The organism is Acinetobacter sp. 24-47-66, from assembly GCF_056779755.1.
Genome location: NZ_JBWYIL010000008.1, coordinates 65,291 through 79,117, shown reverse-complemented (window position 1 = coordinate 79,117; position 13,827 = coordinate 65,291). Strand labels below are relative to the sequence as shown.

General features: G+C 39.2%; 9 protein-coding genes. 4 read left to right on the top strand and 5 right to left on the bottom strand.

What is annotated here, in order from left to right:
- Positions 1 to 53: 53 nt before the first annotated feature.
- From AC1M84_RS09135 to AC1M84_RS09125, 3 genes are all read right to left on the bottom strand, one after another.
- Positions 54 to 2,216 (bottom strand): malate synthase G, encoded by a 2,163-nt coding sequence (locus AC1M84_RS09135; protein ID WP_092767767.1) that lies wholly within the window; start codon positions 2,214 to 2,216, stop codon positions 54 to 56.
- A gap of 354 nt (positions 2,217 to 2,570) precedes the next feature.
- A complete protein-coding gene (gene zapE, locus AC1M84_RS09130; protein WP_481587652.1) occupies positions 2,571 to 3,713 on the bottom strand; it encodes a cell division protein ZapE in 1,143 nt (380 codons plus the stop codon).
- A 100-nt stretch (positions 3,714 to 3,813) separates the two neighbouring features.
- A complete protein-coding gene (locus tag AC1M84_RS09125) occupies positions 3,814 to 4,824 on the bottom strand; it encodes an AraC family transcriptional regulator (protein WP_481594864.1) in 1,011 nt (336 codons plus the stop codon).
- 155 nt (positions 4,825 to 4,979) lie between these two features.
- Between AC1M84_RS09125 and AC1M84_RS09120 the strand changes: the two genes are divergently transcribed.
- Positions 4,980 to 6,500 (top strand): flavin-containing monooxygenase, encoded by a 1,521-nt coding sequence (locus AC1M84_RS09120; protein WP_481594863.1) that lies wholly within the window; start codon positions 4,980 to 4,982, stop codon positions 6,498 to 6,500.
- 37 nt (positions 6,501 to 6,537) lie between these two features.
- Here the strand turns inward: AC1M84_RS09120 and AC1M84_RS09115 are convergent, their stop codons facing one another.
- Positions 6,538 to 7,020 (bottom strand): glutathione peroxidase, encoded by a 483-nt coding sequence (locus AC1M84_RS09115; protein WP_035266096.1) that lies wholly within the window; start codon positions 7,018 to 7,020, stop codon positions 6,538 to 6,540.
- A complete protein-coding gene (gene msrB, locus AC1M84_RS09110; RefSeq protein ID WP_035266138.1) occupies positions 7,017 to 7,436 on the bottom strand; it encodes a peptide-methionine (R)-S-oxide reductase MsrB in 420 nt (139 codons plus the stop codon). Before msrB ends, AC1M84_RS09115 begins: the two co-directional genes overlap by 4 nt.
- A 151-nt stretch (positions 7,437 to 7,587) precedes the next feature.
- On the opposite strand from msrB, the gene AC1M84_RS09105 reads away from it, so the two are divergent.
- The 3 genes from AC1M84_RS09105 to dnaE all read left to right on the top strand — a co-directional run bounded on the left by AC1M84_RS09105 (position 7,588) and on the right by dnaE (position 13,819).
- A complete protein-coding gene (locus AC1M84_RS09105) occupies positions 7,588 to 8,823 on the top strand; it encodes a pyridoxal phosphate-dependent aminotransferase (RefSeq protein WP_035266106.1) in 1,236 nt (411 codons plus the stop codon).
- Positions 8,824 to 9,008: 185 nt separating this feature from the next.
- Positions 9,009 to 10,067, top strand: a complete 1,059-nt coding sequence (locus AC1M84_RS09100; protein WP_481593678.1) for a type II asparaginase — start codon at positions 9,009 to 9,011, stop codon at positions 10,065 to 10,067.
- Positions 10,068 to 10,240: 173 nt separating this feature from the next.
- Entirely contained in the window at positions 10,241 to 13,819 is a 3,579-nt protein-coding gene (gene dnaE / locus AC1M84_RS09095) for a DNA polymerase III subunit alpha (protein ID WP_481592097.1), read from the top strand.
- Positions 13,820 to 13,827: the final 8 nt, after the last annotated feature.

Genomic DNA, 13,827 nt, shown 5'->3' with positions numbered 1-13,827 from the left:
AACTATTTTACACAATCGTAAAAAAAGCCTCCGGAGAGGCTTTTTTATTTTAATTAGTCACCAGTGTAACCTTTAAGCTTCAAGCGGTAAGCATGAAGTAATGGTTCTGTATAACCTGATGGTTGTTCAGCACCTTTAAACACTAAATCATATGCTGCTTGGTAAGCATAACCGTCAAACCCAGGCGCCATTGGTGTGTACGCTGGATCGTTCGCATTTTGCTCATCTACAATTTTAGCCATACGTTGCATTACTTCTTCAACTTGCTCTTTAGTCACGATACCGTGACGTAACCAGTTAGCAACGTGTTGAGATGAAATACGTAAAGTTGCACGGTCTTCCATCAAACCAACGTTGTTGATGTCTGGAACTTTAGAACAACCAACACCCAAATCAACCCAACGAACAACATAACCAAGAATACCCTGAAGGTTATTTTCTAACTCTTTGGTTTTCTCTTCATCAGTCCAATTCGTATCAGTCGCTAATGGTGGAGTTAATAAATCATCTAAAGGTAATGCTTCAGTTTTTAACAACTCTTGTTGACGCGCTGAAACATTACATTGGTGATAGTGAATCGCATGAATTACAGCACCAGATGGTGATGGAACCCAAGCACAGCTCGCACCAGCTTCAGGATGCTCAATTTTAGTTTTATACATATCTAAAAGCATATCTGGTTTAGGCCACATACCTTTACCAATTTGTGCTTTGCCACGTAAGCCTGCTTGTAAACCAACCATCACGTTACGGTTTTCATATGCAGGGAACCAAATTTGAGATTTAACTTCACCCTTACGAACGAATGGACCTGCTTCCATAAATGTATGGATTTCGTCACCTGTACGGTCCATGAATCCTGTGTTAATGAAGATGGTACGATCTTTCGCTTGAGCAATACAGTTTTTCAAGTTTACAGAAGTACGGCGCTCTTCATCCATGATCCCGATTTTAAGCGTTTTTGCTGGCAAACCTAGAGCTTGTTCTGCACGCTCAAATAGTTCAACTGCAAATGCAACCTCTTCAGGGCCATGCATCTTAGGTTTAACGATATACATAGAACCTTTACGAGAGTTCTTGATTTCATTTTGACCTTTGATGTCAGCAAACGTTAATAACGGTGTGATCAATGCATCCATGATACCTTCATAGATTTCTTGACCATCCACTAGGATCGCCGGGTTCGTCATCAAATGACCAACGTTACGAAGAAGCATCAATGAACGACCGTGTAAAGTTGTTTCGCCACCGATCAGATTCTTGTGAGTACGGTCTTTGTTTAAAGCACGAGTAATGGTTTTACCATTTTTCTCGATTTTCTCTTCCAAAGTACCCTTCATCAAACCTAACCAGTTACGGTAGCCTTCAACTTTTTCTTCAGCATCAACCGCAGCAATTGAGTCTTCCAAATCTTGGATCGTTGTTACCGCAGATTCTAAAACAAGATCTTTTACGCCAGCAGCATCCGTTTGACCAATTGGGCTTGTCGCATCGATTTCAATGATGACATGCAAACCATTATTTAATAAAACGATTTCTGTCGGCGCAGACTCTTCACCATTAAAACCTACAAATTGAGCTTCTTTAGCCAAATTCGTTGTGCTGCCATCTTTAAGCGTTACCACTAATTTTTTTGCTTCAACAGCGTATTTCGTAGCATCCGCATGTGATCCATTTGCTAAAGGGAAAGTTTCATTTAAGAAATTTTTAGCAAAAGCGATAACTTTTTCGCCACGAACAGGGTTATACCCCTTACCTTTTTCCGCACCGCCTTCTTCCGAGATAACATCGAAACCATACAATGCGTCATATAAAGAGCCCCAACGAGCATTTGCCGCGTTCAAGCAGTAACGTGCATTACGTACAGGCACAACCAATTGTGCACCCGCCAATAGTGCGATTTCTTCATCTACATTTTCAGTTGTAATTTGAAAATCTTCTACTTCTGGTAATAAGTAGCCAATTTCTGTCAGGAAAGCTTTGTAAGCTCCTAATTCAAATTTATTATTGCGGTGCCATTCATCAATTTTCGCTTGAATGTCATCACGCTTAGCCAAGAGTGCTTTATTTTTTGGGCTAAGATCAACAACGACTTGTTCAAAGTTTTTCCAGTAAGTTTCACTGTCTAAACCAGAACCTGGTAGTGCTTCATTTTCGATGAAATCGTAGAGTTCTTTAGCAATCGCTAACTTGCCTTTCTGAATACGTGCAGTCATTGTCTTTCCTGATATTGCTACTTTTTATACAAGAGAATCTAGTATACCCATTTATAAATTGCTGAATAGTAATATCACATTGCTAAATAGTGATCATTTATTATAGACACCAATCAGATGAGACTTTTGATCTATTACTTATTGAGTCGTTTTAATTCAACAATCTAATTACAGTGTATAAAGTTTTATAAAGGTAGAAATTAGACTTAAGTGCCAATTTCCATCAAATCTGATTTAATTTAAACCAATATGTCTATTTTCTCTACGCTTTTAAGCGACGATTTCAAATTTATTCCACTCCAAATAAAAAAACCCAAACATCATCTGTTTGGGTTCATTTTTGAATTCTCACATTTATTCAGCAGGCATATCAATTTGTCGATGTGCAGATTGTAAATAGTCATCTGATTGCATTTCGAGTAAGCGTGAACGTGTGCGTTCGATTTCAAACGCTAATTTTTCGCCACTATATATATCAATGATACTGGCATGTGAAGTTAGTAATAATTTAACACCACGATCATAGAACTCATCGACTAAATAAATGAATCGGCGTGTTCCTTCTGATAAATAATCATTCAGATCGGGAACATTACTGACTAGGACAGTGTTATAAGTATTCGCAATTTCGATAAAGTCCGCAGGACTTCGTGGCTTCATACAGAGTTCAGAAAACTCACACCACAATACATCTTCAGTATGACCAATCGTATCGACATTACGTCCATTAATGATGATCGGTTCTTCACTGACATTTTGAGCACTGGTTAATGCTGAAAAACGTTGTGCCATCCATACCTGATTATCATGGCTTAAAGGTGACTTGAACAATTGCGCTTGTTTCAGTACACGCAAACGATAGTCAACACCTGCATCCACATTCAAAATAACACAATTCTTTTTTACCATTTCAATCGTTGGAATAAAGCGGTCGCGATGAATGCCGTTCTTGTATAAACCATCTGGTGCAATGTTTGATGTCGCAACAAGTGTAATTCCACGAACAAATAGCTTTTGGAATAAATCACTTAAAATCATCGCATCAGTGACATTTGATACAAAGAATTCATCAAAACAAATCACAACCGCATCTTTGTAAATTTGATCAGCAACGATGTCGAGTGGATTTTGTTGTCCTGAGTTTTTATTTAATTCTTTATGCACATATTGCATAAAATGATGGAAATGCATACGCGTCTTACGACGGAATGGTATCGCATCATAAAACTGGTCCATCAACCAAGTTTTTCCACGCCCAACACCACCCCACATATAAACACCCTTAGGGGCTGTTTGACGGCGAAAACGTCGAAACGCTTTTTTAGAAGCTTTATATCGTAAGATCAGTTCTTCCCAAACACGATTAAGTTCATGTACTGCTTGAGCTTGAGCATCATCAGGCATAAATTGTCCTGACGAAATTGCGTGAGCATAACGTTCTGCAGGTGATTGCGGAGTGTGACTTAAACTATTTTGCGAAGAATGAGAATGGAACATAGATATTGATTACTTTTTTAGGCCGTCGGAAGTATAACGAATATTTAAAAAAATGATAAATAACACTTTGGCATATACCATTTGAGCATACATGCTGAGGTTATTTCCCATACTGTCGTGGACTTTGTCCAAACCATCTTTTAAAAGCATGGTTAAATGCTGCAGGTTCTGAATATCCAAGCATTTCAGCTATTACTTCGATCGAATACTCTTTGTACTCAATCAATCGAAGCGCTTTCTCTCGAATGAGTTGCTCCCGTATTTGCTTATAGCTTGTATCCAGTTGGTTAAGCTGATGTCGCAAAGTACGCTCTGGAATATTCAATGCTTGAGCTGTTTCTGCCATTGTTGGAATCTGACCCGTTTGTAAATCCAAATAATCGTGAATTCTTTGAATTAACTGGTGTTGATTCAATTGTTGTGCATTTAATCTTTCGATTTCAGCATTACATCTTTGTTGATGGACATTAAATGTGATTTGATCAGCTGAAGGCAACTTCAATTCTAAAATTTCTGCATCAAAAATCAGTCGAAATTTGTCTTGTTCAAACCGAACTTGTTCACCGAAATAATTCAAATACTTGTTCAAAAAAATGGATTCTTTCGGTCGTGAAAACGGCAATTCAATCTGCACTTCAGGAAAAGGCAATCCTATCATTTTGTAGATATCTTGCACGAATTTAACCGTACCTGAAATTTCACATTGTGCCCTGAACTCATCAACTTCACTTTGTAAATTGAGAGGTTCATAACATAAAGCCGCATAGACACTCGTCTGCTCTAAAGTAAGTCTACCCGACAAATGTGTAAGCGCTTGATAGCGTATTCCATTTGTGAGAGCCGCACCAACATTCGGGCTTGTGACCAACAGCATAAGAAGCGGACCATAGCCTGCGAGCGCATAATGTTGACCAACATCTAAACCAAGCAGCGGGTTGATCCCTTTAGCAATAACTCTTTGAATGATTTGTTCTAATTCAGGTTGAATCGTTGAACTCGGATCTAAGGCATCCGCCTTTAAACCGACAGCTTCCAATCTTTCGTCCACATTTATTCCGACTTGTCGCATACCCTGTATGAGATACAACAAACCGAGAATCGACCTTTTCATAAATCAGAATTTTAAAATTAAAGTTGCATATGTTTTACCCTAAAAAAAAGGGAAAGAATATTGCCGAAAATATCAATATTAAATGTCAATGAAATCATGTCAGTTTCAGTCCAGACTGATTATGATAGCTTCAAATAATATAAACGAGTATTAAAATGGAAGTTACATCAAATCAGCTAGATACAAATTCAGTCGACTTAACTGAAACGCAATTCATCAAGAAAAATACTAAAATTGCGATTATCGGCGCCGGATTTGGAGGATTAGCCACAGCGATTCAACTTCTTAAACGCGGTATCAAAGATTTTGTTATTCTTGAAAAAGCTACAGATGTAGGTGGTACTTGGCGCGAAAATCAATATCCGGGTGCTGCATGTGATGTGCAGTCTCATATGTATTCATTATCTTTTGCACCCAAATCTGATTGGACAAAACGATATGCTGAAGCACCTGAAATTTTCCAATATATTCAAGATCTTATTCAAGAATATGATTTAAAAAAATTTATTCAATTTGATACCGAAGTCATTTCGACACGCTTCGATGAGCAAGCTCATGGGTGGGAAATCTCCATCAAGAATCAAAGTGCTCTACACTGTCAATTCCTTATTTTTGCCTCTGGTCCATTGCATATTCCTCAAATTCCAAAGATTAAAGGAATCGAAAAATTTAAAGGCGAAGTATTCCACTCCTCATCTTGGAATCATGCTTATGACCTGAATGGTAAACGTGTAGCCAGTATCGGTACAGGTGGAAGTGCAATTCAATATATTCCTGAGATTGCACCAAAAACCAAACAGTTATACGTGTTTCAAAGAACTGCTGCATGGGTAATACCACGCGATGAACGTGCTTATAATGCTTTAGACAAAAAACTATTTGCCCAATACGACTGGTTTAGAAAATTGCATCGAGCGCGCTTGTATTGGTCAAATGAATCACGCGTAGTTCCGATTGTAAAACCTCAAATGATGCGACTGGGTCAAAAACTTGCAGAAGCTTTTATTCGCTTCCAAATCAAAGATAAAGAAATAGCAAAAAAATTGACACCAGATTACACCATGGGGTGTAAAAGAATTTTGGTATCAAATCGATATTTTCCAACATTTAATCGCAAGAATGTAGAGCTCGTGACGGACAGCATTCAAGAAATTACTGAAAATGCGATTGTTACCAAAGATGGTCAAGTACGAGAAATAGATTGCTTAATTTACGGTACTGGTTTTATTACTGATCCACGAATTTATTTAAAAGATTTTAAATGTTATGGTGAAAATGGTATTGAGTTGAAAGAAGCATGGAAAGAGGGTGCTGAAAGCTACTATGGAATTTCTACCAAAGGATTTCCAAATCTCTTTCAACTTTTAGGCCCGAATACTGTTTTAGGTCATAACTCTGTAATTTTTATGATCGAATCTCAAGTGAATTACATTCTACAACTGATTGAAGCTGTAGAAAAATCCAAAACCAAAGCAATCGTGGTCAAAGATGTAGTCCAAGAAGAATTCAACCGTAAAATCCAAGAAAAATTTGCAGGCACAGTTTGGCAATCTGGCTGTGTGAGTTGGTATCAGCAAGAAGGCGGAAAGAATTTTTCACTTTGGCCGAGTTATACATGGAAGTATTGGCTAGAAACCAAAAATGCAAATCTAGCCGATTATCGTTTCTTAAATTAAATGAATAAAAAAATCAGCTCAATTGAGCTGATTTTTTTTACTGAGCCAGCGCTTTTTGAATATCATCTTCAATGCTTTCTGGTTTAGTTGTAGGTGCATATCGATTAAGCACTTTGCCATCTTTTCCAATCAAAAATTTGGTAAAGTTCCACTTAATTCCACTTCCTAAAATGCCTTTGCTGTTGTTGGTGAGATACCGAAAAATCACATGGGCTTCAGGACCTTTTACATCCACTTTAGCGAACATCGGAAAGGATACACCGTAATTTCTCTGGCAAAAACTACCAATTTCTTCATGCGTACCCGGATCTTGCCCACCAAATTGATTACACGGAAATCCTAACACCTCAAAACCTTGATCTTTATACTTTTCATACAGCGCTTCCAACCCTGCAAATTGTGGCGTAAATCCACATTTGCTGGCTGTGTTGACTATCAATAGCACTTTACCTTCATAGTCCGAAAATTGCTTATTTTCCCCTTCTAGCAATTCTGCCTCAAATTGATAAATATTGGTCATGGATAGGTTTCCTCATCATTTTTTTCTTGGGTTTTTAATTCTAATGAAGCTGAGTTTACACAATAACGAAGACCTGTAGGTTCAGGTCCATCCTCAAAAACATGACCTAGATGTGCGTCACAATGATGACAAACAATCTCAGTACGAATCATGCCATGTGAGTGATCGTCATGTTCTTCAATGACTGTTTGGTTGATTGGACGATAAAAACTAGGCCATCCACAACCACTGTCATATTTGGTTTCTGAAGTAAATAAAGGTTCGCCACAGCAACGACAAACATAAGTTCCTTCTTGTTTGGTATTCCAATATCGCCCTGTGAAAGCAGGCTCAGTTCCCTTTTGACGGGTAATGCGATACTCCTCTGGTGATAACTCTCTTTGCCATTCTCGGTCTGTTTTATTGAGTTTTCCCATGATTAACTCCTTTAAATCTTTGACATTCAATGTCATGCTTCAGTACCTTCATATTTACGCTAGAGCTTGAAAAATTTCTAGCTAAATTTCTACATAGATTGTGATATTTAGTAATCTATTTTTATTCACTCAAAAATAATTGGATGGGAATATGTCCGTTTTAGGTAACACTACTCCACGCGAAATTAAGAAATCGTCTAAGCTCGAGCATGTATGCTATGACATTCGTGGACCTGTGTTACGCGCCGCCAACGAAATGGAAGAAGCCGGACATAAGATAATTAAACTCAATATCGGCAACCCAGCGCCCTTCGGTTTTGAAGCACCTCAAGAAATTATCAATGATGTTGCGTTGAACTTACCAAATGCAATCGGCTATACAGACTCAAAAGGGATTTTCCCTGCCCGCAAAGCGGTTTGTCAGTATTATCAACAAAAAGGTATTTTCAATATGCATGTCAATGATGTGTATATTGGGAATGGTGTTTCTGAGCTGATTGTAATGGCTATGCAAGGCCTGTTAGATGACGGCGATGAAATGCTGGTGCCAATGCCAGATTATCCATTATGGACTGCCGCCGTTAATCTTTCTGGTGGTACAGCAATTCATTATAAATGTGATGAGGAAGACAATTGGTATCCTGATATTCAGGATATGGAAAACAAAATTACGCCTAATACTCGTGGGATCGTGATTATCAATCCGAACAATCCAACGGGTGCTGTCTATCCACGCCATGTCTTAGAAAAAATTGTCGCTCTTGCAAAAAAATATGACCTGATTTTATTTGCTGATGAGATCTACGATAAGATCGTTTACGATGGAATCGAACATGTATCGGTCGCAGCCCTTGCGGGTAATCAACTGTGTATTTCATTTAACGGATTATCTAAATCTTACCGAATCGCTGGATACCGTTCAGGCTGGATGGCAATTACAGGTGATAAGACACGTGCAGCAGATTATATTGAAGGTTTAGACATGCTAGCGTCAATGCGCCTGTGTGCTAACCATCAAGCTCAATACGCTATTCAAACTGCATTGGGTGGCTACCAGTCTATCAACGATTTAATTCGTCCAGGTGGTCGTTTGTATGAGCAACGCAATATTGCTTGGCAAATGTTGAATGAAATCCCAGGTGTAAGCTGTGTTAAACCTGAAGGTGCAATGTATTGTTTCCCTAAACTTGATCCTGAAATTTATCCGATTCAGGATGATGAACAGTTTATGCTTGACTTCCTCAAAGCAGAAAAAGTGTTATTGGTTCAAGGTACAGGATTCAACTGGCCTACCCCTGATCATTTCCGTGTGGTGTTCTTGCCTGCTGAAAATGAATTACGTGAAGCAATCAATCGTTTAGGAAGATTCTTAGCAAAAATGCGTTAATTCGGTCGTTTTATGTGAATGATGTATTTACCCCCCCAGATTTCAATCTGGGGGTTTTATATTTAATATTTTGATTATTTCATGATATTAATTTTATTTTGATTATATACAAGCACCCTTCTTTTCCTTTATCGTGATTAAGCATTATCCATGCACAATACTATAAAAAACATTTAGGAAAAAAGATGAAAAAGACGCTAACCGCACTGACTCTATCGATTGGCTTGTTATTACCCCTAACGAGCTTTGCTAAAAATAACGTTGTCGTCGTTGCAACTGGGGGAACGATTGCTGGTGCTGGTGCTAGTTCAACCAACAGCGCCACTTACACTGCCGCAAAAGTTCCAGTGGATGACTTACTGAATGCCGTCCCTCAAATTAAAGATTTAGCCAATGTGAGCGGCGTACAAGCAATGCAAGTTGCTTCTGAAAGTATTACGGACAAAGAATTACTTTCCCTTGCCCGCCAAGTCAATGATTTGGTTAAAAAGTCAGATGTAAATGGCGTTGTGATTACACATGGCACAGATACCTTAGAAGAAACCGCTTTCTTTCTTAATCTAGTCGTACAAACGGAAAAGCCTATTGTTGTTGTCGGCTCAATGCGCCCATCCACGGCTTTATCTGCGGATGGCCCACTAAATTTATATAGTGCAGTTGCTCTGGCAGCAGACCCGAGTGCAAAAAATAAGGGGGTGTTCGTCCTTATGAACGATAGTATTTTTGCAGCTCGAGATGTGACTAAAGGCATTAATATTCATACCAATGCATTTGTAAGCCAATGGGGAGCTTTAGGGACGTTGGTAGAATCTAAACCTTATTGGTTCCGAAGTTCTGTTAAGCGATTTAATCAACGGTCAGAATTCAATATTGAGAATATTAAGGGTGATGCACTCCCATTAGTTCAAATTGTATATGGTTCTGGCAACATGATTCCTGATGCTTATCAAGCGTATGCCAAGGCTGGGGTTAAAGCCATTGTCCACGCAGGTACAGGAAACGGCTCAGTCGCGAAAAATATTGTTCCCACGCTGAATCAACTTCAGCAAAGTGGTGTGCAAATCGTACGTTCTTCACGAGTGCCACAAGGATTTGTTCTCCGCAATGCCGAACAGCCAGATGACAAATATGGTTGGGTGGTTGCACATGACTTCAACCCTCAAAAAGCTAAAATATTAACCGCACTTGCTTTAACCAAAACCAAAGATGCAAAAGAAATACAACGCATGTTCTGGGAATATTAAGCCCAATTTTCATGTTATAAAAAAGTGCCGAATGGCACTTTTTTTGATTGATATAAAATCGCCTTTATTCAAATCGAAGATAATTTGTGCGAATCATATAAAATATCGTGGATTCTCAGCTCTAAATCACTTTGCATGATAAAATACGCTCTGCTCTTGTAAAGGACTCATCTATGCAGTTTGTTCATCTCGGTGTTCATACAGAATTTTCTATTACTGAATCAATCGTACGTATACCTGATCTAATGAAGTCTGCTGTACAGGATTCTATGCCTGCACTCGCGATGACAGATTTATCGAACTTACATGCAGCAGTGAAGTTTTATACCTCGTGTCTTAAAAAAGGGATTAAACCTATTTTAGGAAGTGTGATTCGTTTGAATGATGAATCACATCGTATGACTTTACTGGCGATGAATAATGAGGGTTGGCGTAGTTTAACTGAAGTAGTATCACGCGGCTTTATTGAAGGACAACAACTCAGTATCCCGTGTGTAAAAAAAGAATGGGTGTTAGAACAAGCGCCGGGCATGATTGCACTTTTAGGGATTAAAAGTGATGTTGGAGAAATGCTGTGTTCAAGTAGCCCAGAAAAAGCTGAACCCTTACTTGAAGCTTGGATCGAAAAATTTGGCAATCGTGTCTATTTAGCACTCACGCGCACCAATCGCCCACAAGAAGAAGATTTTATTATTGAAGCTGTTAAATTAGCCGCAAAATATCAAATCGGTGTTGTCGCTCATAATGATGTTCATTTTATTAGAGAAGAAGACTTTGAAGCCCATGAAGCGCGCGTCTGCATCGCAGATGGCTATGTTTTAGGTGATAATCGTCGTCCACGTACTTACAGCCCTGAGCAATATTTCAAAACAACAGCGCAAATGGTGGAGTTATTTGCTGATATCCCCAGTGCTATTCAAAATACAGTTGAAATTGCTAAACGCTGTAATGTGACACTTCGCTTAGGTAAATACTTTTTACCTGACTATCCAATTCCTGAAGGTCATACGATTGATACCTTCTTTGCCCATTTGTCTAAAGAAGGATTAGAAGAACGTCTTAATCACCTCTATCCTGTGGAGAAACGTGGAGAAGACTGGCCTGAAATTCGCAAAGAATATGACGATCGATTAGATTTCGAAATCAAGATCATTAACTCGATGGGATTCCCAGGTTACTTCTTGATTGTCATGGACTTCATTCAGTGGTCCAAGAACAATGGCGTACCTGTAGGCCCGGGCCGTGGTTCAGGTGCAGGCTCATTAGTTGCATACAGTTTAAAAATTACAGATTTAGATCCACTACCATACGGACTTCTTTTCGAACGTTTCTTAAACCCTGAACGTGTTTCGATGCCAGACTTTGACGTGGATTTTTGTATCGCAGGTCGTGATCGTGTAATTGATTATGTAGCACGAACTTATGGGCGTGACGCTGTATCTCAAATTGCAACATTTGGTACGATGGCAGCGAAAGGTGCAATTCGAGATGTTGCACGAGTTTTAGGTAAGTCTTACGGCTTAGCAGATCGTATTTCTAAAATGATCCCGACTAAACCTTTGGGTTTAAGTTTAGAAGAATCTTTAGAAGCAGAACCACAACTTAAAGATATTGTAACCAACCCATCCAACCCAGATTATGAAGATGCATCAGAAATCTGGGAAATGGCGCTTAAACTTGAAGGAATAACGCGTAACACTGGTAAGCACGCAGGTGGTGTTGTAATCGCACCGACCAAGATTACGGACTTCTCAGCTGTACTGTGTGACGAAGATGGTACCGGTCGTGTCGCTCAATTTGATAAAGACGATGTTGAGGCGGCAGGACTTGTTAAATTTGACTTCTTGGGGTTGCGAAATCTTACTGTAATTGAAGATGCTATTCAGCACATTAACCAACGATTAAAGTTTGATATACCTCTAAAGATTGAGAATATTCCGCTAAATGACAAAGCTGCATATTCGATATTTGCCGAAGCAAATACCACTGCGGTATTCCAATTTGAATCCGTGGGCATGAAAAAAATGCTCAAGGAAGCACGCCCAAGTAAATTTGAAGAAATTATTGCCTTCGTGTCATTGTACCGCCCGGGCCCAATGGATCTAATTCCAGACTTTATTCATCGTATGCATGGTGGAGAGTTCGAATACTTACATCCCCTATTAGAAGGTGTCTTAGAACCTACCTATGGGATTATGGTATATCAAGAACAGGTTATGCAAGCAGCTCAGTATTGTGCTGGATATAGTCTAGGTGGTGCGGACTTACTTCGTCGTGCGATGGGTAAAAAGAAACCTGAAGAGATGGTTAAACAACGCCAAATCTTTATTGAAGGTGCTGCAAAAAAAGATATCGATGAGCAAACGGCGAACCATATCTTCGACTATATGGAAAAATTTGCAGGCTATGGTTTCAACAAATCACATGCTGCAGCCTATGCATTAGTGGCGTATCAGACGGCTTGGTTAAAAGCACACTATCCTTCTGAGTTTATGTCCGCTGTACTGACTTCGGAAATGCAAAACACGGATAGTATCGTATTCTTGATTGATGACTGTCGTAACAATGGTCTCGACGTGTTACCACCTTCCGTCAATATGTCGATTTATCAATTCCATGCAATTGATGAAAAAACCATTGTATATGGTCTAGGTGCAATCAAGGGTGTTGGTGAAGCAGCTATGCAATCCGTCATTGATTCACGTAAGCAACTTGGACCTTATAAAGATTTATTTGATTTCTGCCATCGCATTGATCTGAAGAAAATCAATAAACGTACACTTGAAGCTTTGATTCGCTCAGGTGCATTAGATTGTCTCGGACTTGAACGCGCGACTTTAATGGCTCAATTGCCTGAAGCTGTACAAGCTGCCGAACAAGCTCGTTCAAATCGCGAAACTGGCATTATGGATTTATTTGGTGAAGTTGAAGAAGTTCAACGTAAACCTACTAAACCTGTAAAACCTTGGTCTGATGAAGTCCGTTTAAAAGGTGAAAAAGACACCTTAGGTTTATACTTAACGGGACACCCGATTGATGTGTATCGCCCCGAGTTAAAAGCATTTATTTCTAACAAAATTAATGAGCTGACTCCAACACGTCGTGGTGTGACTACAGTATTTGCCGGCTTGGTTGTGGATGTCGCAAATTTCCCTAACCGCATGATGATCACACTCGATGATGGTACTGCTCGAATTGAAGTCTCAGCAAATCATGAACGCTTCCAACGTTTTAAAGATATTATTGTGAATGAAAGAGTGATCGTGATTGAAGGTGAAATTTATGAACGTGAAGGCTTCGATCGTCCGATGGGACGCCTTACTAAGGCGTTTACATTAAACGAAATTCGTCAAAAACGTGCGAATCACATCCTCATCAAATTACAACCTGAGCATATTCAGCCAAATCTTGGTCAAGAGCTTTCACAGATCATTCAACCATTTTGTGATGTAGATATGTGTCAGCATGTGCCATTACAAGTACAACTCGACTTTCCATATGCAACGGCTGATTTTCATTTACCACCACAATGGAATGTTGCACCACTCGATGACTTATTGTTCAAACTGCGCGACTATTTTGGTAAAGAGGCCTTACATGTGGAGTATCATGTCAAGTCAAAAGCTGCACGTTCCCACGCCGCAGAACCAAAATCAGAACCAGTCATCACATCACATGCCTCTCCACCTGACCAGATCAGTATGGATGAAGCAATGGATCAATACATGACGGAAGTCAGTCAATACTCTTAATTTTGGAA

Excerpts from the sequence above, each read along its gene's own strand:
- AC1M84_RS09135 (WP_092767767.1), bottom strand. The coding sequence starts at position 2,216 with ATGACTGCACGTATTCAGAAAGGCAAGTTAGCGATTGCTAAAGAACTC.
- AC1M84_RS09120 (WP_481594863.1), top strand. The coding sequence starts at position 4,980 with ATGGAAGTTACATCAAATCAGCTAGATACAAATTCAGTCGACTTAACT.
- dnaE (WP_481592097.1), top strand. The coding sequence starts at position 10,241 with ATGCAGTTTGTTCATCTCGGTGTTCATACAGAATTTTCTATTACTGAA.
- AC1M84_RS09115 (WP_035266096.1), bottom strand. The coding sequence starts at position 7,020 with ATGACCAATATTTATCAATTTGAGGCAGAATTGCTAGAAGGGGAAAAT.
- zapE (WP_481587652.1), bottom strand. The coding sequence starts at position 3,713 with ATGTTCCATTCTCATTCTTCGCAAAATAGTTTAAGTCACACTCCGCAA.
- msrB (WP_035266138.1), bottom strand. The coding sequence starts at position 7,436 with ATGGGAAAACTCAATAAAACAGACCGAGAATGGCAAAGAGAGTTATCA.
- AC1M84_RS09105 (WP_035266106.1), top strand. The coding sequence starts at position 7,588 with ATGTCCGTTTTAGGTAACACTACTCCACGCGAAATTAAGAAATCGTCT.
- AC1M84_RS09125 (WP_481594864.1), bottom strand. The coding sequence starts at position 4,824 with ATGAAAAGGTCGATTCTCGGTTTGTTGTATCTCATACAGGGTATGCGA.
- AC1M84_RS09100 (WP_481593678.1), top strand. The coding sequence starts at position 9,009 with ATGAAAAAGACGCTAACCGCACTGACTCTATCGATTGGCTTGTTATTA.